General features: G+C 56.6%; 18 protein-coding genes. 14 read left to right on the top strand and 4 right to left on the bottom strand.

Annotated features, from left to right (window positions below; genetic code table 11):
• Nucleotides 1–2: 2 nt before the first annotated feature.
• From IT895_RS00380 to fliF, 3 genes are read right to left on the bottom strand one after another with little or no spacing between them, the layout of a single operon-like run.
• Nucleotides 3–773, bottom strand: a complete 771-nt coding sequence (locus IT895_RS00380) for a flagellar assembly protein FliH (protein WP_199284411.1) — start codon at nt 771–773, stop codon at nt 3–5.
• The gene (fliG, locus tag IT895_RS00385; RefSeq protein WP_085917554.1) at nt 766–1,773 is read right to left on the bottom strand and encodes a flagellar motor switch protein FliG; all 1,008 of its coding nucleotides are present in this window, start codon (nt 1,771–1,773) and stop codon (nt 766–768) included. The genes IT895_RS00380 and fliG overlap by 8 nt, the downstream gene beginning before the upstream one ends.
• Nucleotides 1,766–3,523, bottom strand: coding sequence for a flagellar basal-body MS-ring/collar protein FliF (gene fliF, locus IT895_RS00390; protein WP_085917555.1), 1,758 nt, complete (start codon nt 3,521–3,523; stop codon nt 1,766–1,768). Before fliF ends, fliG begins: the two co-directional genes overlap by 8 nt.
• A 255-nt stretch (nt 3,524–3,778) precedes the next feature.
• Here fliF and fliE point away from each other — a divergent pair, with 255 nt between their 5' ends.
• A complete protein-coding gene (gene fliE / locus IT895_RS00395) occupies nt 3,779–4,108 on the top strand; it encodes a flagellar hook-basal body complex protein FliE (RefSeq protein WP_199284412.1) in 330 nt (109 codons plus the stop codon).
• Between the two features lie 69 nt (nt 4,109–4,177).
• On the opposite strand, the gene IT895_RS00400 is transcribed toward fliE, so the two are convergent.
• Nucleotides 4,178–4,540 (bottom strand): flagellar protein FlaG, encoded by a 363-nt coding sequence (locus IT895_RS00400; protein WP_199284413.1) that lies wholly within the window; start codon nt 4,538–4,540, stop codon nt 4,178–4,180.
• A 334-nt stretch (nt 4,541–4,874) separates the two neighbouring features.
• Between IT895_RS00400 and IT895_RS00405 the strand changes: the two genes are divergently transcribed.
• The 13 genes from IT895_RS00405 (at nt 4,875) to IT895_RS00465 (ending at nt 17,210) form a co-directional block, all read left to right on the top strand.
• Nucleotides 4,875–6,566 carry an HD domain-containing phosphohydrolase gene (locus IT895_RS00405; RefSeq protein ID WP_085917557.1) on the top strand — a complete coding sequence of 564 codons (1,692 nt, stop codon included), beginning with the start codon at nt 4,875–4,877 and terminating at the stop codon, nt 6,564–6,566.
• A 184-nt stretch (nt 6,567–6,750) separates the two neighbouring features.
• On the top strand, nt 6,751–7,167 hold the full coding sequence (gene fliS, locus IT895_RS00410; RefSeq protein ID WP_085917558.1) for a flagellar export chaperone FliS: 417 nt from the start codon (nt 6,751–6,753) through the stop codon (nt 7,165–7,167).
• A 7-nt stretch (nt 7,168–7,174) separates the two neighbouring features.
• Nucleotides 7,175–7,582: a flagellar protein FliT gene (locus IT895_RS00415; RefSeq protein WP_085917559.1), complete on the top strand. Its 408-nt coding sequence runs from the start codon at nt 7,175–7,177 to the stop codon at nt 7,580–7,582.
• A complete protein-coding gene (gene fliK, locus IT895_RS00420) occupies nt 7,579–8,895 on the top strand; it encodes a flagellar hook-length control protein FliK (RefSeq protein WP_199284414.1) in 1,317 nt (438 codons plus the stop codon). The genes IT895_RS00415 and fliK overlap by 4 nt, the downstream gene beginning before the upstream one ends.
• Nucleotides 8,882–9,172: an EscU/YscU/HrcU family type III secretion system export apparatus switch protein gene (locus IT895_RS00425; protein WP_066318940.1), complete on the top strand. Its 291-nt coding sequence runs from the start codon at nt 8,882–8,884 to the stop codon at nt 9,170–9,172. The genes fliK and IT895_RS00425 overlap by 14 nt, the downstream gene beginning before the upstream one ends.
• Nucleotides 9,173–9,280: 108 nt before the next feature.
• Complete coding sequence (gene flhD, locus IT895_RS00430) at nt 9,281–9,613, top strand: flagellar transcriptional regulator FlhD (protein WP_085917562.1); 333 nt, start codon at nt 9,281–9,283, stop codon at nt 9,611–9,613.
• Complete coding sequence (gene flhC, locus IT895_RS00435; RefSeq protein WP_199284415.1) at nt 9,610–10,152, top strand: flagellar transcriptional regulator FlhC; 543 nt, start codon at nt 9,610–9,612, stop codon at nt 10,150–10,152. Before flhD ends, flhC begins: the two co-directional genes overlap by 4 nt.
• Nucleotides 10,153–10,218: 66 nt before the next feature.
• The gene (gene motA, locus IT895_RS00440; RefSeq protein WP_199284416.1) at nt 10,219–11,088 is read left to right on the top strand and encodes a flagellar motor stator protein MotA; all 870 of its coding nucleotides are present in this window, start codon (nt 10,219–10,221) and stop codon (nt 11,086–11,088) included.
• Complete coding sequence (gene motB / locus IT895_RS00445; RefSeq protein ID WP_199284417.1) at nt 11,085–12,065, top strand: flagellar motor protein MotB; 981 nt, start codon at nt 11,085–11,087, stop codon at nt 12,063–12,065. The genes motA and motB overlap by 4 nt, the downstream gene beginning before the upstream one ends.
• A gap of 46 nt (nt 12,066–12,111) precedes the next feature.
• Entirely contained in the window at nt 12,112–14,232 is a 2,121-nt protein-coding gene (cheA, locus tag IT895_RS00450) for a chemotaxis protein CheA (RefSeq protein WP_085917566.1), read from the top strand.
• Complete coding sequence (gene cheW, locus IT895_RS00455) at nt 14,229–14,726, top strand: chemotaxis protein CheW (protein WP_066318954.1); 498 nt, start codon at nt 14,229–14,231, stop codon at nt 14,724–14,726. The genes cheA and cheW overlap by 4 nt, the downstream gene beginning before the upstream one ends.
• Nucleotides 14,727–14,850: 124 nt before the next feature.
• Nucleotides 14,851–16,122, top strand: coding sequence for a methyl-accepting chemotaxis protein (locus tag IT895_RS00460; RefSeq protein ID WP_199284418.1), 1,272 nt, complete (start codon nt 14,851–14,853; stop codon nt 16,120–16,122).
• A 218-nt stretch (nt 16,123–16,340) separates the two neighbouring features.
• A complete protein-coding gene (locus tag IT895_RS00465) occupies nt 16,341–17,210 on the top strand; it encodes a CheR family methyltransferase (RefSeq protein WP_085917698.1) in 870 nt (289 codons plus the stop codon).
• Nucleotides 17,211–17,244: the final 34 nt, after the last annotated feature.

Here is a 17,244-nt window from a genome sequence, read left to right on the forward strand (position 1 = left end):
CCCTATGACGACGTCGACGACTTGGGTGGATTGGATTGGCGCTTGCGCTCCTGGGCTTGCACGGCTTGCCAGCGGCTCTCGAAGGTGGCATCGAGCTCGCCTTGAGCGCTGGTCACCCGGCATCCGCCTCGGGCCAGTTGATCATCGGGCTGGAGTTTCCAGTTGGCGGCTTCAAGCTCAACCCCGAGGTGCTCTGCGACAATCGCGTGGTCATCAGGGTTTAGCCACAGCCGCTGTTGGCCGACAAGCGGGGGGTCGGTATGCAGTAGCTCGCGTACCAGTGTCAAAATACGCTCGGGCGTTTCATTCAGTGCCTCGGCAGCAAGCTGTTTGCCTGTTGTGGTGGCCAACGCCACCAGATCATGGGCAATGGCGTCGTCAATTTGCGTGAGTGCGTCCGAAAACTGCTTGGCAAGGTTGCCAAGCGGAGTCAAGGTGTCTTTTATTCGCTGAGCGAGTTCCTGCTCGGCCTGCTGACGGCCTTCCTCAAGGCCTTTTGCAAAGCCCTCTTCATGACCGCGAGCGAGGCCAGCCTGGTAACCGTCAGCTTCGGCTTGCTCGCGTAGTTTGTCGTATTCTGCCTGGCGCGCCTGTTCTTCGCGCCGCTGTGCCTCCTTGGCGGCTTTCTGAGCGGCGTCGATCTTACGCTGGTGGGACGATGCCGACGCTGAGGTCTCATGTTCGCCAGGGCCGGCCGGGCGGAGGAGCTCATCCATCTGCCAGCGCCGCCACTGTTGGTGACGATCGAACTGCGGCGATTGGGTCTCAGACATATTCATCATCTCCTCCTGCCAGGACGATTTCACCCGAATCCGCCAGGCGGCGCACTACCTGAAGAACCGTCTTCTGCTCGGCTTCAACCTGAGACACGCGAATGGGCCCGCGGGCTTCCATGTCCTCGCGGACCAGGTCAGCAGCACGTTGAGACATATTGCGCAGGAACTTGTCCACCAGGGCGTCCTGGGCGCCCTTGAGGGCGATCACCAGCGAATTGGTCTCGACTTCCTGCAGGACCATCTGGATCGCGCGGTTGTCCAGGTCGAGCAAGTTCTCGAACAGGAACATCTCGTCGATAATTTTTTGTGCCAGATCTTCGCTGTGGGAACGTACGGTTTCGATCGCCGTTTCTTCCTGAGACGAATTCATCAGGTTGAGAATTTCCGCTGCCGTTCTTACGCCACCCATTTTGCTGCGCTTGAGGTTCTGGCCATCGAGCATGCTGGAGAGGACCTCGGTCAACTCCTGCAGGGCGGCGGGCTGAACGCCACTGAAGGTGGCGATACGTAATACCACGTCGTTGCGCTGTTTCTCTTCAAACAGTTCAAGCACATCTGACGCCTGGTGACGATCCAGATGGACCAGGATGGTGGCAATGATCTGCGGGTGCTCATCGCGGATGAGCTCGGCGACCATCGAGGCTTCCATCAGGTTGAGCGAGTCGATCCCGGAGGTCTCAGCGCTGCTTTCCAGGATGTCTTCAATCAGGCTGGACGCGCGGTCGCTGCCCAGCGCCTTGGTAAGCACCGAGCGAATATGCTCGCTGGAGTTAAGGTTGAGCGCGACAAACTCTTCCGTCTCTTTATGGAATGCCTCAAGCACCGCTTTCATGTCGTCGTGGGAGACTTGCTGAAGGCGGGTCATTTCCATACTGATTTCCTGGACTTCCGAGGCGTTCATGTACTTGAACACTTCAGCGGCGCTGTCCTCGTCCAGGGCGAGTAACAGGATGGCGCTCTTGCGGGCGCCGCCCATATTGGCAACTACATTACTCATTGGCATTCATCCAGCTGCGCACGATCATCGCTACCATGCGGGGATCCTCTTGCGCCATTTCGCGCAGGTCGTTGAGGTTGTGCTCGTACAGCGATGTCTTGCGCCGGCGTTTCGGCTTTTGGTATGTCTCGTCGGCGTCTTCTTCGTTTTCTACCGACTCATCTTCATCATCCCCAACCCGAGCCTGAACGCCTGCGCCAGGCGTGGCTGTCGACATGACAGGCGATTCGGTATAGCGCTTGATGAGCGGTCTTAGTATCAGCAGGTACAGCAGCAGCGCGGCAAGCGCGACGAGCAGGTAACGGCCCAGCTGCGCTGCCAGCTCAAGAGTCCCCTGACGCTGCCACCACTCGGGCGTTTCACGGGTGTCCTCTTCCATATCGACAAACGGGGTGTTGACCACATCGATTGCGTCACCGCGCGCTTCAGAGAAGCCCATCGACCGGCGCACCAGGCGCTCGATCTGTTGCACTTCCTCGTTCGAGAGAGGCACCTGCTCTGGCTCACCTTCTTCGTTGATGGTTTCACGGTAGTTCACGACAACCGCGGCCGTCAGGCGCTCAACGCGACCCAGCCGGTGTTGAACGTGCTCAATACTGCGGTCAACTTCGTAATTGACGACATCGTCTTGCTGCAGGTTGCGAAGGGCATCTTCAGGGGCTTCTTCGCCGTCTTCGTCACCTTCACCGTCCTCATCAGGCTGATTGATGGGGGAGGGCGCTGTTCCAGGCGGGGTGTTGCTGAGTGCGCCAGGGATGCCGGAGCTCAGTAGGTTTTCACCGTCATACGACAGGCTTAACTGGCGGCTGCGAACGGCGGCTTCGTTAGGCGGTTGATTGGGGCCGTAGCGTTCAGACGTTTCTTCCCGCTGGGAGAAGTCCACCTGAGCGGCTACCTGAGCGCGCACGTTTTCTTCGCCGAGAATCGGTGTGAGGATGTTCTCGATACGCCGCTGATAAGAACGCTCGACCTCAGCCAGATATTCCAGTTGGCTACCATCAAGGTCATTATTGCCGCCGACGTCTGCCGACAGTAAGCGGCCATTTTGGTTGACCACGGAGACATCTTCGGGCGCCAGCTCAGGCACGCTGCTCGATACCATGTGAACAATGGCGCTAACCTGGCCATCGCCAAGTACGCGCCCGGGCAACAGGGTCAGTACCACCGAGGCTTTCGCGGGCTCTCGATCGCGAATAAACACCGAGGGCTTGGCCATCGATAGGTGAACACGAACGCCTTCTACAGGCCCTAATGACTCAATGGAACGGCTTAGCTCACCTTCCAGTCCCCGTTGATAATTGACCTGCTCGGCGAACTGACTGATCCCGAACGCCTGGTTGTCCATGAGTTCCAGGCCAACATTCCCCCCCTGTGGGAGGCCCTGCTCAGCAAGATAGAGGCGCAGAGAGTGCACCTGATCGCCGGGAACCATCAACGCCTGACCGTTGTCGCTGAAGCGATAAGGCACGCCGCGACCATCAAGTTCGGTAATAATGCGGCCGCCGTCCGCCTCATCAAGATTGTTGTACAGCACGCGATAGTCGGGACTGCTTGCCCACATCATCAGGACGGCAATCACGGCAATGGTCGCGGCGCCAGCCACCAGCAGAGCGACAAGCGGATTGCCGCGCAACTGAGACAGCACGCGGTCAGCAAAGGAAGTTTTCGTATTATCATTACCTGCGCCGTCACGAGCTGAGGGCGTGGTAGTGTTCGTCTGACGGCCCGCCGCAGCACCCGCTTCGCTCATGAATCCCTCCCTTGGGACAAGCAAAACAGGTAGCTGCCCAGGCACATCACCATAGAAGGCATAGGCTAAATTCCGTCAATCGCGGTTATCCGCCGAAAAGATGAGGCGTAATTATGATGAACGCCATTATCCGGTGGCTGGGCAACCATAAAGGAACGAAAAGCTTGGCTTTTTGTACGTAATTGTCCGTATGAGCTTTGTCATACTGGTGATAGGCTTCGTACGTTCAGCCATTTTACTGCTTGAGGCGATAACATGAGTACTCCTGCAATACAGGCAACGCTGCAGCAGATGCAGGGGTTGGCCAGCCAGGCGGCAAATCAGCCAATGCAAAGTGGTGCACTTGTCCAGTCGGCAGGGCATGGCAGTTTTGGCGGTGAGCTGCAGGCGTCCATTCAGCGCATCAATCAGCTAAAGCTGGATGCCAACAACAAGGCGAAGGCGTTTCAGGCGGGGGGCCCCAACCTCGAATTGGCGGATGTCATGATTGATATGCAGAAGGCGAGTGTTGCCTCTCAGATGGGGTTACAGGTGCGCAATCGCCTGGTGTCAGCCTACCGGGATGTTATGAATATGCAGGTGTAACCCCGTAACGCACTTTGTGCTACGCCTGTTGATTGCGGTCTGTTAGTAGCGGGTTTTTGTGTCAGTGGTTCAAGCTTCCAGCGAGATGAACCGGCCGCGCATTTCCTGTAGCTGTTCGGCAATGCGGATAACTTCCTCGGCAGGAATCTGTCGAATAACGTCACCCGAATCACGGTCAACGACACGAGTGATGACCCGCGACAAATCTTCGCTGATTTCAAATTCTATCCCCCGCTCTCGCATCACTTCATTAATGCGCTGGATGGGTTCGACGAGCTCCCCGGCAGTGGGTTCAGCCTGTCGGTTCTCGCTCAGCTGGCTTCCGGGGGCAGAAAGGACCTCTAATGCGTCGTCAAGACGCTGGCGCGGCGACAGCATATTCAACTGAGTCGTCTGAGCGAGGTTGATTGCGTCAATGCTGGATGAGTTCATGGTGCGTATTCCCCTGTTTTTTGTACCTGCCCCCAATGGCCAGCGCTGGTTGATAAGTTCTTCTGGCATGAGGCTTTATTGGAGCGACTTTTAGGCTCTTGCATCTAATACTTACGCTATGTTGATCGGCCCTGCTAACGATAACTTTAGTGTCGGCAAAGCAGTATTGGTGGATAAGTTAACTTTGTCACCCTGTTTAGCATAGTCGCGTTTAGGATAGCCGCTAAGCGAAACCTTGCATCGAAGGGTGGCGCATCCTTGTTGTCGTCAGCTTCTGGTATTGTGTAGCGCTTTGCGCATAATCCGCTGAGGCAATGGGAGAGGTAAGGAGAGCATGGTGGCCCTTGAGGAAGAATATGAGCGAGTTGCAAACCCGGTAGCGGTGGCGTCGCTGTTGGATACATTGGTGGAAAGCGGCGGCGCGTCGCTTTGCTTGGAGGGTGATGATCGGCGACCGGAACCGGTCGTGCTGATGGAGCAGCACAAGGGCGAAACCCTGGTATTGGATCTTTCGTCGGTAGATTACCTGCTCGGTCGTCTTCAGCAGGGTGAGGCGTTTTATCTGGTGGGGGAAACGCAAGGTAAGGTGCTGCGCACACCGTTGCTATCGTTGACCGAAACTCGCCGTTCTGGTGGGCGTTTTCTGTGCTGCAGTGATTATCCGTCGTATCTGGACGTACTTCAGCGGCGTGAGGCTTTTCGCGCTGAGCTACGCATTGGCATGCCCGTGGCCGCCAACGTCAGCATGCCAGGCCAGGAGGCTATTCATGGCGAGCTGCGCGACTTATCCCAGCAGGGTTGCCAGTTGGAGCTGCCAATGACGGCAAGCGGCATGCTGTCAACCGCTGAGGGGCCATTGGATATTGCCTTTGAATTTCCCGATGGGACGCACTTTGAGATTCAGGCCTTGGCTCGCCATCAGCGCCCGGACCCGGAGCGAAATTTGCTGCGCGTCGGGTTTTATTTCGGTTCATGCAGTGCCGATCAGGAGCGTCAGGTCTGGTATTTCGTATGTGAAATCGAGCGCGAGTCGGCCCGTTATGCCAAAGAGGATCGTGAGGGGCGCCAGCCATCGCCCTTGTTTACCTCGCCAGCTGGGCGAGTGGGTGCCGGTGAGCATGTCGGGCGACGCGACGTAAAGCGCTATGCCACGCCCATGGCTCGCCGCCTGGTCAAGGTTGCCGCTTTCCTGGATGGGCAAATGCTGTCGCTGCAGCAAGGAAGCGATATCGACTCGCGCCAGCTTTCCTTATACGCCGACCGGTTGATGGGGCTGCATGAAGAGGATCGTGAATCGCTGCTTTTCGCTTGTCGGTGTCTGTCGCCCGAGCCGCTGCTGGTTCGCCATGGTATTGCCGTGGCGGTTCACTTGCTGGATTTGGTAGGCGCTGGTATGCCCCGCGATGTGCGCAAAGCGGTCGTGGCAAGCGGCCTGGTTCATGATCTGGGAAAGGCGCTGGTGCCTCAGGTGTTGTTCAAGGCGGCTCACTTCGAGGCGACGCATCGCCAGGCATTGAGCGAACACGTTTCGCTTGTGTTAGAGCGATTGGAGAGTTGCCAGTGGCTGTCTCAGAGTGTTGCGTCTGCCGTGATCGGCGGTATCAACGAGCGCATGGACGGTAGCGGCTATCCAGACGGTGTGTCGGGAGAATCGTTGAACGAGCTTGCCAAGGCCAGCGCCATTGTGGATGTCGCGGAAGCCCTGCGGCGCGACCGAAGTGATCGTCCCGCGAAAACGGCACAGCAAATTTACCGCCATCTGTTGACCCATTCCCAACAGTTTGACCCACACTGGATCAAGCGTTATGTGGGGCACTTTAAGTCCTTGCCGGTTGGCGCCTTGGTGCGCTTTTCCAGTGAGCAGCTGGCGTGGGTATTGCGTATTGATGAGGAGGGTGATCTCACGGAGGTTCAGCTGGCGACGTCAGCGAATGCACCGATGCGCGATAACCTGGGTGAGACAATACGCGGTAATGTTGTCGAGAAGCTGGGGCGTCCGGTGAGCGAAGTGGCCGTCTCGACATAGCCATGGCGCTGACAGAGGGCTTACAAGCGCCAGACAAAGAAAAACACCTTGAAGCACTAAAGTCGCTTTGGCGCTCGCCGATAATCAATTAAGGCAGGCATTCCCAGCGATATGCTTGATGCTTGCCGGTAATTTGCTTAGTGGCTGGCCGCATCCGGTCGCCACGGGATGAGGAGTAGCACGTATGACGTACTCGCGCGGTGCAGCCGCCTATGGCCGAGGAGCCAATGCGTATGCAAGGGTTGGCGTTGAAAGCGGCGTGATGTCGGCTGATCCCCATCAGCTGATCGTTATGCTTTTTGATGGTGCGCAAGCCGCCATTCGCGCCGCCCGTATCCATATGCAGGCGGGTAACTCGGCTGAGAAAGGGCGGTCCATTTCGAAAGCGCTTGATATCGTCAACAATGGCCTGGCGGCGGCACTTGATCGCGAGCAGGGCGGCGATATTGCAGAGCAACTAGGCGCTTTGTACAACTATATTGCACGCCTGTTGTTGACAGCTAATTTGCGCAATGACGAAGCGAGCTTGGACGAAGCCGAGCGGCTGCTTGAGGATATTGCCTCTGCATGGCGCGAAATTGGCCAACAGCAATCTGCATGAGGCACTAATGGCGGCTTCCACCACGACGCGAGATGACGCGCAACAGACGCTCATTGATACCTATACAGCGCTACTCGACAGCGTTATGTATATGCACGAACTGGCCGATAATGATCAGTGGGCAGAGTTGATCGATCAGCGGACTCACTATGTCCTGCTGGTTGAAAAGTTGCGCGAGCTGGACTCCTCGGTGACGCTCGAGTCTGCTGCGCAGCAGCGTAAAGCAGAGCTGCTGGAAGCGATTCTGGAGCAGGACGTGGAGATCCGTCGGCAGCTTATTGCCCGTCGTGATGAGTTGGGGCGGTTAATCAATGTGTCTCAACGTCAGCGCAATTTACACCGTGCCTATGCGCCACAGCAGGCAGGTGGTAATGAGCTTGGCGGTAATGATGACCAGGCGCCGAGGTCGTCGTGAGTACCATTAATCCGCTGATCGATACCCTGCTTCATCAGGTGCTGGGGCGCCGGGGCGATGTGTCGAACCAGCGGTTAATGGATCAGCCGATTAAACCGGTAGTGCCGGGTGAAGGCCCGCGCGCCCTGATGGGGGATGCGCGGCTGGATGGACGTGACCCTGCTTCTACAGCGCTGCGTGATACAGCACTACGGGATATGAGGGGTTTGCCGTCTCAGCTTGACGGCGGGCGACAGCCTCAGCGAGGTGATGCTCAGGCATTGCCGCCTGGCTCAACTCAGACCCACTTTAGCCCAGCGGCACGCAGTATTGCGGATGTATTGCTTCGCTTTCCCGCGCCACCCACCGTCATGCGTGCCGAAGCGCCGTTGATGAATGCGGCCGAGTCACCATCATCGACACAGTTGGCGGCGCGGCTTGAAGCCAGCGTGCGGGACAGTGGCCTGTTTTACGAGGCACATCTCAAACGCTGGTTTCAAGGTGAGGCCAATCGGCAGCAGCTATTGAGAGAGCCGCAAATGCAGCCTGGTCCGCGCGCCTCGGTACCAACGCCTTTGGCGTCGACAGCGCTGGGTGCAGGTCTGGTGCCGCAAGGTGGTGGGAGTGGAATATCGTCATCCGGTATGGTGCCCGGCGCCACCTCGCCATTGCTGGTAGCGCCACCGCCGCCGGGTAACGCCGCTATCCTACCCAACACATCGTTAATACCTGCAGCCAGTGAATCTGCGGCGGCGCGTGCCCCGGTGGTTAACACACCCGCTACGATTCAGTCGCCGGTGGGCAGTCCAGGAACATTTAACACGGCTGAACTCGCCCCCCATGCGAAAGAGTCGCCACAAGCGAACATTGATGCGCGTTTGGCCCGCGACACCACCCTGGATGTCATGCCCAATCGCCAGCCACGCGAAGTGGTGCATGAAAGTCTGCAAAGCTTGGTGCGTCAACAGCTTGAAATGCTGGTGACACCCACGATCCGGTGGGAAGGTGACGTGTGGGCGGGTATTTTCATGGCGCTGGCGATTAATCTGCCGACACGTGGGCAGCATCAGGAAGACGGCGAAGAGCAGCGGTCGTCTGATGATAGCTGGCAGTCCGATATGCAGCTTGATGTGCCTGGTTTTGGTGCTTTTAGCGTGTCACTGCGACTCTATCGAGGTGTCTTGAACATCGACTTAACCGCCAGTGAAGCGCAAGTGCATCAACGCCTTGAGGCCGGCGTTCCTGCGCTTGAGTCGCGTCTGGAGGCGCTGGATCTGCGCAAGGTTCAGGTGCGTGCACGCTACGTCGAGGAGGCCCCGGATGTCTTCGGATGAATCGCGGCGTCAAGCGGTGGCGTTGGCTTATCAGGATCATGAACGAGCGCCACGGGTAGTGGCCAAGGGCTATGGCGATCTGGCCGAACGCATCATGGCCGAGGCACAGCGTCAGGGCATTTATGTGCATGATGCGCCGGAGCTTGTCGCGCTATTGATGCAACTGGATTTGGATGCAGAGATTCCTGCCAACCTGTATCAGGTGATTGCTGAACTGTTGGTATGGGTATTTGAATTGTCGGAGGCTGGGCTACACAAGCGTGAGAAGGCTGAGTAGCCAATGTAAACGTGGTATGCAACCATGAAGTTTGGGTCAGTATGAAAAAATCACTCATGGCGCCATTACCACCCTAATAGAGGCGTCAGTTTCGTCCGATAGGCCACTATGAGTCAAACCAGCTTTCTCGATGAAATACAAGAAATCAATTTAGCGTACTTGCTGCTCGCACAGCGCTTGTTGAGTGAAGACCGTGAGGCCGCAATGTTCCGTCTGAAAATCGACGGTGAGGTGGCGGATCTTATCCTATCGCTCAATGCTCGGCAGCTGACGAAGCTGTCGCGGACCAACCAGTTGATTTGCCGGTTCGGTCAGGCAAGCGTCGAGCGATTGAAGCAGGTGACAGCCAATCCGCGTGATCAAGGCCTCGCAAGCCTGCATGCGTCACTGCTGCTGGCTGGTGAGGAGTACGAGTCGATGCCGCCGGAGGACAGCACGTGAGTCAAAAAAGCTTGGTAGACGAAATGCACCAGGTGCAGCTCGCTATTGAGCTGATTGAACTTGGGGCAAGGCTGCAGGTATTGGAGACGGAGACAGAGCTAAGTCGCACACGTCTCATCAAGCTGTACAAAGAGGTAAGAGGGATGTCGCCGCCAAAAGGCATGCTGCCGTTTTCAACCGACTGGTTCATTACCTGGCTGCCCAATATCCACTCCTCTTTATTTTACAACATTTATACCAGCTTGGTGGAAGAAGCTGACTGTGAGCGGATTGATGCCTTCGTGAAGGCCTATCGGCTATACGGCGAACAGATTGATGTTGAGGGCGTAGAGCCGGTGTTGGGGCTGACGCGCGCCTGGACGCTGGTACGTTTTTTTGAGAGCGACTTGCTCCAGCTGACGCCGTGTACCCGTTGCGGAGGTCGTTTTGTTGCTCACGCTCATAACCCGATGCACGACTATGTCTGCGGCATTTGCCAACCGCCCTCCCGGGCCGGCAAAACGCGGCAGATGTGTAAATCGGCATCAAACATAACGTGATTTTTTGACGTAACGGGTCGCCGTTGGTTCCGTTATAGACCATTGAAATAGTGAAGGACACTGCCTGTGCTGATCCTCTTAGGTTACATCGTCGTATTACTGTCGGTATTTGGTGGCTACGTGCTGGCGGGGGGCAGCATGGGTCCCCTGTTTCAGCCGCTTGAGTTGTTGATGATCGGCGGTGCCGGGGTAGGGGCTTTTCTTGCTGCCAACAACGGCAAAGCGATCAAGGCCACCTTCAAAATCATGCCCAAGCTGAAGCGCACGAAAAAGTACAACAAAGCCATGTACATGGAGTTGATGGCGCTGCAGTACAAGCTGCTTTCCAAGGTTCGTCGTGAAGGCATGCTGGGGATAGAGCGAGATATCGATAACCCCCAGGAAAGCCCGCTGTTTCAAGAGCACCCTACGGTGTTGGCAGATCCTCATATCATGAACTTCCTTACCGATTATCTGCGCCTGATGGTCAGCGGCGGCATGGAGCCCATGGAGATTGATGAGCTGATGCTGCATGAAATTGAGGCCTTCGAACAGGAAGCTCACATCCCTATCGACGCGATTTCCAAGGTCGGCGATGCGATGCCTGCCTTTGGCATCGTGGCGGCGGTAATGGGCGTGGTGAAAGCGCTGACTTATGCTGATGCCGGCCCAGAGCAGATGGGGGAGATGATCGCCCAAGCGCTGGTGGGTACCTTCCTTGGGATTCTGCTGGGTTACGGGTTTATCAACCCGGTAGCCAGCACGATCGATCGGCAGGCGAAAGAAGCGGAAAAAATGCTCCAGTGTGTTCGCGTGACGCTTCTGGCAAGCCTGCATGGCTATGCCCCTCAGCTGGCGGTGGAATTTGGCAGGAAGGCGCTGCACAGCACTGAGCGTCCTACCTTCAACGAGCTGGAAGACTACGTACGCGACGCGAAAAAGGCTGGTAGTGCATGAGTGCGGCGGGAGATAAGCGGCCGATCATTATTCGGCGCAAGAAAGTCGTGCATGCGCACCACGGTGGCGCATGGAAAATAGCCCTCGCCGATTTCATGACTGCACTGATGGCGCTGTTTCTGGTGCTATGGATACTCAGCGTGTCCAGCGAGGAAGAGCGCCAAGGCGTCGCTGAATATTTCAGTACACCCTTGACGACCGCTATTACCGGTGGTGACCGCTCCGGAAGTACGAGTGCGATTCCTGGCGGCGGCCCTGATCCAACGCACAGCGATGGTGAACGCGCACGCATTGATTTAAAGCAGGCAACGCGGCCTAGCGTGCAGGAGCGACGCTTTTTCATGGATGTCCAGGAGCGTATCGAGCGCGCGATTGAGCTCGATCCTGAACTACGCGAGTTGCGCTCACAGCTGCGTTTTGACCTGACTCGCGAAGGCCTGCGTATTCAGGTGCTGGATACCGAGCAGCGACCCATGTTCGAGTTGGGCAGCGACCAGGTGGCACCCTATATGCGTAATCTGCTGCGAACCATTGCGCCGCTGCTCAATGAGCTGCCCAACGACCTGAGTATCGGGGGGCACACGGATAACGTGCCTTATGCCGGTGGCTATCGAGGCTATAGCAATTGGGAGCTGTCGAATGACCGGGCCAACGCCTCCCGCCGAGAGTTGGTTGCGGGAGGACTTGATCCGGGTCAACTGTTGCGTGTTTCCGGCTATGCAGACCGGGTGCTGCTGCCCGACACTGCACCCGACGACCCGATCAATCGACGCATTGAGTTGATCGTGTTGTTACCCGAAATTGCCGAGGCCATTCGCAATCCGGTGGTGATGGAAACCGATGTTTCCACGGTGCTATCAGAAACTGCGGAAGACGCAATTGGTGTACCTGAAGAGGCGACTCCAGCGGAAAACCCAGAGCAAGCGATAGACCCAGAACAGCCAGACTTAGAACAAGAGACAACGAGCGCCGAATAACGCTGCGCTTGTGCTAACACTTTGACGTGAAGGTAGGGGATGGTGCATGGATATAGCCGATTTTTTTGACACCTTTTTTGAAGAGGCAGAAGAGCTGCTCGCGGATATGGAGCAGCATCTGCTAGAGATTGATGTGGATAATCCTGACAGCGAGCAGCTCGACGCTATTTTTCGTGCCGCACATTCGATTAAAGGTGGCGCAGGCACTTTCGGATTTGGCGTTCTGCAAAACACCACGCACATCATGGAAAATCTTCTGGATTACGCGCGTAAAGGGGAGCTAGCGCTGCGGGCTGACCTCGTTGATACATTTTTAGAGGCCAAAGACATTATGCACGAGCAATTAAATGCCTATCGCAACGAGGAAGAGCCTGACCAGGAAACGTATGAACGAATTTGCCAAACGTTACAGCAGATAGCCCTTGAAGAGATTGGCCAGTCCCTCGAAGCGCCTGCTGAAACAACATCGTCGGCGAGCACTCCGGCGGCGTCAACCGAAGAGGCATCCGCTGACGGTTTGTCTGCAGATGAAGCACCACAGGCGAACAGCACTGGCCAGTTGAAAGTGGCGCTGATCAATGTGGATGACAAGGATCGCCTACTGCTGGTTGAAGAGCTGGAGCAACTAGGCGATATCGAGTCCCAGTCGGGCGACGATAAGCGCTACGAAGTCGTGCTCAGTGGTAGCGTAAGCGCTGACGATATTGAAGCGGTCATGTGCTTTATTATCGAGCCCGACCAAATTGATATCCAGCCGGTTGCAACTGGCGAGGTGAAAGCAGACGCGTCAGCAGGGCAGCCTGAAGCCAAGCCACCCACCGAGCAAGAAACGTCGGCACCAGCAACTGAACAAAAAGCGTCGCCGCCGGCACCTGCCAAGGCCGAGGCTGGCGATGGGCAGGCCAAGGGCAAAGCGAAGAAAGCGGCCTCCGAGTCCTCGTCGATACGTGTATCGGTGGACAAGGTCGATCAGATTATCAATCTCGTTGGTGAGCTGATCATCACCCAGTCGATGCTCGATCAAACGGTCAGCGACCTGGGTGAGCAGTCGGGTGTCAACAGTTCGCTGCAAAGCGGTATGAGCCTGTTACAGCGCAATGCCCGGGACCTGCAGGAATCGGTCATGTCGATCCGCATGATTCCCATGGAGTTTGTATTTAGCCGTTTCCCAAGGGTTGTACGCGATACCGCCGGTAAGCTGGGCAAGGAGATCGAGCTTGTCACCGAAGGCAAATCCACCGAACTGGATAAAAGCCTGGTAGAACGAATTACCGATCCGTTAACCCACCTGGTACGCAACAGCCTTGATCATGGCATTGAAATGCCCGATGTGCGCGAGTCGATCGGCAAACCGCGCACCGGCAAGCTGACCCTGGCTGCCCGCCATCAGGGCGGCAACATCCTGATTGAAGTGCGTGACGACGGCGCTGGCCTTGATCGCGACCGCCTGCTTGCCAAAGCCAAGGAAAACGGCCTGAATGTATCCGACACAATGTCGGATGAAGAGGTTTATCAGCTGATTTTCGCACCGGGTTTCTCCACCGCCAACGAAGTCACCGATGTATCGGGGCGTGGCGTCGGTATGGACGTGGTGAAACGCAACATCCAGGGCATGGGTGGGCGTGTCGAGATCCAATCCAAAAAAGGTGAGGGCACCGTCACGAGTATCGTGTTACCCCTGACACTGGCCATTCTGGACGGCATGTCGATTAAAGTGGGGGGGGAAACCTTTATCCTGCCGCTTTCCACCGTGTTGGAGTCTTTGCAGCCCAATAAAGATGACATGTATGCCATGGCGGGTGACGACGTAGTCCTCAAGGTGCGCGACGAATACCTGCCGGTGATCGCCATTCACGAAGTGATGGACGTCGAAAATGCCATTACCGACCCGACCAAAAGCATTGCGGTGATTGTGCAAGGTGAGGGACGTCGCTATGCCATGCTGGTCGATGAGCTGGTTGGCCAGCAGCAGGTAGTGGTCAAGAACCTGGAAGATAACTACCGCAAAGTGCCTGGCATCTCTGCGGCCACCATTCTTGGCGACGGTAGCGTAGCCCTGATTCTGGATATTTCCGGCTTGCATCGACTGAGCCGGGCAAAAAAAGAGGCTGCAAAACCAGCCAAAACGCAAACCATGTCTTTTTACAAGGAGTCTGAACCGTCATGAGCCAAGCAAACGATAGGGCGGTCCTCGCGACTGAAGCGGATAACAGCGAATTTCTGGTGTTCTCGCTAGGTGACGAAGAGTACGCCATCGATATTCTGAAAGTTCAGGAAATTCGCGGCTACGAGAACGTAACGCGCATTGCCAACGCACCTGACTTCATTAAAGGGGTGACCAACTTGCGCGGCGTGATCGTGCCGATCGTCGACCTGCGCATCAAGTTCCACCTCGAAAATGTCGAGTACGGCGGCCAAACCGTGGTGATCGTTGTCAACGTGGCTGACCGGATTGTGGGTATTGTGGTTGACGGCGTATCCGATGTCATGACGCTGACGCCCGACCAGATCAAGCCTGCCCCCGAGTTTGGCGTCACTCTGTCTTCCGATTTCCTTAGCGGACTCGGCAGCCTTGACGATCGCATGCTGGTGATCGTCGATATCGACAAACTGCTTACCAGCGAAGAGATGGCCTTGGTGGACGGCGCCAGCCAGAGTTAAAGAAAGTTGACGCACAGGGAAGAGTGTCCAGGGATCATGCGGTCAGCGCCCTCACCGCAATGGAGTGAGGGGGCGCTTCTGGCGATAAGGAGTGCGGTAGGTGGGGCAGGTGATACGGCAAGTAATGAATAACATGACCGTCCGGCTGAGTTGGGGACTGGTGCTGGTGACGCTGTCGACGATGGTGCTGGTGGCGTGTGGTATCGGCCTTTATGCTCTCCATCATGGGGCAGATATCGTGCAAAACAGTAGCGATCTAGCCGCCCAGCAGCAGGCGTTTACAGCGTTCGCCGAGCAAATACGCTGGAGTCTCCTAGCCGTGGTGCTGGTGACGCTCACCACGGTAGTGGCAGTGGTTTGGGGGGTGGCAGCAAATGTGCTGCGTCCTTTGGACAATCTGGTGGGTTACTTCGAACGCATGGCAAAAGGCGACTTAAACCAGCAGATTACCGCGCCTGGTAATAACGAAATTGGTCGTCTTTACGTTGCGATGGCCCATATGCAAGCGTCGCTGTCGCAAACGGTGGGTGTCGTCCGTACCAGTGGTGCGTCAATTTTTGAGCGCTCGCAACAGATCGCCAGTGGCAACAACGATCTTTCATCACGCACTGAGCAACAGGCGTCCTCATTGGAGGAAACTGCTTCCAGCATGGAGCAGCTTGCCTCAACCGTTGGCCATAATGCGGATAACGCCCGCCAGGCAAGTCAACTGGCGGAAAATGCCACCCTGACGGCACGGCGCAGCGGCGAAGAAGTTGGCGAGATCGTCGATACCATGCAGGACATCAGCGCCAGCTCGCACCAGGTCGCCGATATCATTACCCTTATTGATAATATCGCCTTCCAGACGAATATTCTGGCGCTAAACGCGTCCGTAGAAGCGGCGCGGGCTGGCGAGCATGGTAGAGGGTTTGCGGTGGTTGCACAGGAAGTTCGCAGTCTCGCCAGCCGAAGCGCCAGTGCGGCTAAGGATATTCGAACCCTGATCGACACCTCGTTGAGCAAAGTCGATGTTGGTACTGAGCGGGTCAATCAGGCCGGTAAGACAATGCAGGACCTGGTGGCCGCCGTGCAGCGGGTCAGCGACATCATGGACGAAATTGCGGCTGCTTCCGAAGAGCAGAGCAATGGTATCGGTCAGGTTAACCAGGCCGTGGCGCAAATGGATCAAGTGGTTCAGCAAAATGCCGAGTTGGTGCAACAAGCCGCCTTCAGTGCGAACGAGTTGGAAGACGAAGCCGGGCGACTGCGCGAAGCCGTTGAACGTTTTCGTGTTGCCGAGTCGCAGACGGCTTCCGCAAGCAAGCCACGCGCAGCCACTTCGCTGCCCGCTCAGTCCCCCCGTCCTGCCGCGCCAGCGTCAGCAGCAACAGCGGATGAATGGGAAGCGTTTTAAACACTAAAGACGTACTGCAAACGCGCTCAAGTCAGCGGGTTTCAAGCTGATAGTATAAAAGCTGGAGTCAATAGCACTTCGACCAGAGGCATGCCGCTCTATCAGGCGGTGTGCCTCTGGTGCCAGCAGTCGGTTGTGTTTCAGACTCACCGTGTCGTGCAACCCCCGTTGGCTGACAAGTAGGCGGGTCAAGGCTTTGTAGAGGAGTGGCGCATATTTTGACCGAGCAACGTGAACGAGTCGACATCGGCCAATGGGCATCCGGCAGCCAGATCGAGCGCGACCTGGAACTGACGGATGCCGATTTTACCCGTGTACGTGAGTTGATTTATCAGCGCGCAGGCATTGTGCTGGCCGAGCACAAGCGCGAAATGGTCTATAGCCGTTTAGCGAAACGGTTACGTCACCACGGGATGACTCGGTTTGGCGACTACCTCGCGCGCCTTGAGCGTCAGCCGGATGCTAAAGAGTGGGAAGCGTTTACCAATGCGCTAACCACCAACCTCACGGCCTTTTTCCGTGAGGCCCACCACTTTCCGCTGCTGGCTGAGCATATAAAGGACAAGCAGGGGCCTGTATCGGTGTGGTGTTCGGCTGCGTCCACCGGTGAAGAGCCTTACTCGATTGCCATGACGCTGCTCGAAACGCTGGGCGGACGAGCTTCCCAGTCCAGCGTCATCGCGACGGATATTGACACTGACGCCCTGAACAAAGCGCGTAAGGGCGTCTATCCCCAGGAACAGGTGCGCAAGCTTGAAGAGGCGCGGGTAAAGCGTTTCTTCCAGAAGGGCACCGGCAACCATCTCGGGTTGGCCCGCGTGCGACCTGAAGTATCTTCGCTGGTCGAGTTTATGCCCATGAACCTGCTGGCGCCCCAGTGGCCTGTCAAAGGCCCTTTTGACGTGATCTTTTGCCGGAATATCATGATTTATTTTGATAAAGACACCCAGGCAAAAATTCTTAAACGTTTCGCGCCCCTGCTCAAGCCCGACGGCCTTCTGTTTGCCGGTCACTCGGAGAATTTTTCCTACATCAGCGATGCTTTCAAGCTACGTGGGCAAACAGTTTATACCCTGGCAAACAAATAAAACGCCAACGTGCCTTAGTGCGGCAAACGGCTTG

The organism is Halomonas sp. A40-4 (assembly GCF_015767635.1).
Classification (GTDB): domain Bacteria; phylum Pseudomonadota; class Gammaproteobacteria; order Pseudomonadales; family Halomonadaceae; genus Vreelandella; species Vreelandella janggokensis.

What these genes read in the sequence shown, in the direction of transcription:
- IT895_RS00380 (WP_199284411.1), bottom strand. Translation starts at nt 773, where the DNA reads ATGTCTGAGACCCAATCGCCGCAGTTCGATCGTCACCAACAGTGGCGG.
- fliG (WP_085917554.1), bottom strand. Translation starts at nt 1,773, where the DNA reads ATGAGTAATGTAGTTGCCAATATGGGCGGCGCCCGCAAGAGCGCCATC.
- fliF (WP_085917555.1), bottom strand. Translation starts at nt 3,523, where the DNA reads ATGAGCGAAGCGGGTGCTGCGGCGGGCCGTCAGACGAACACTACCACG.
- fliE (WP_199284412.1), top strand. Translation starts at nt 3,779, where the DNA reads ATGAGTACTCCTGCAATACAGGCAACGCTGCAGCAGATGCAGGGGTTG.
- IT895_RS00400 (WP_199284413.1), bottom strand. Translation starts at nt 4,540, where the DNA reads ATGAACTCATCCAGCATTGACGCAATCAACCTCGCTCAGACGACTCAG.
- IT895_RS00405 (WP_085917557.1), top strand. Translation starts at nt 4,875, where the DNA reads ATGGTGGCCCTTGAGGAAGAATATGAGCGAGTTGCAAACCCGGTAGCG.
- fliS (WP_085917558.1), top strand. Translation starts at nt 6,751, where the DNA reads ATGACGTACTCGCGCGGTGCAGCCGCCTATGGCCGAGGAGCCAATGCG.
- IT895_RS00415 (WP_085917559.1), top strand. Translation starts at nt 7,175, where the DNA reads ATGGCGGCTTCCACCACGACGCGAGATGACGCGCAACAGACGCTCATT.
- IT895_RS00425 (WP_066318940.1), top strand. Translation starts at nt 8,882, where the DNA reads ATGTCTTCGGATGAATCGCGGCGTCAAGCGGTGGCGTTGGCTTATCAG.
- flhD (WP_085917562.1), top strand. Translation starts at nt 9,281, where the DNA reads ATGAGTCAAACCAGCTTTCTCGATGAAATACAAGAAATCAATTTAGCG.
- motB (WP_199284417.1), top strand. Translation starts at nt 11,085, where the DNA reads ATGAGTGCGGCGGGAGATAAGCGGCCGATCATTATTCGGCGCAAGAAA.
- cheA (WP_085917566.1), top strand. Translation starts at nt 12,112, where the DNA reads ATGGATATAGCCGATTTTTTTGACACCTTTTTTGAAGAGGCAGAAGAG.
- cheW (WP_066318954.1), top strand. Translation starts at nt 14,229, where the DNA reads ATGAGCCAAGCAAACGATAGGGCGGTCCTCGCGACTGAAGCGGATAAC.
- IT895_RS00460 (WP_199284418.1), top strand. Translation starts at nt 14,851, where the DNA reads ATGAATAACATGACCGTCCGGCTGAGTTGGGGACTGGTGCTGGTGACG.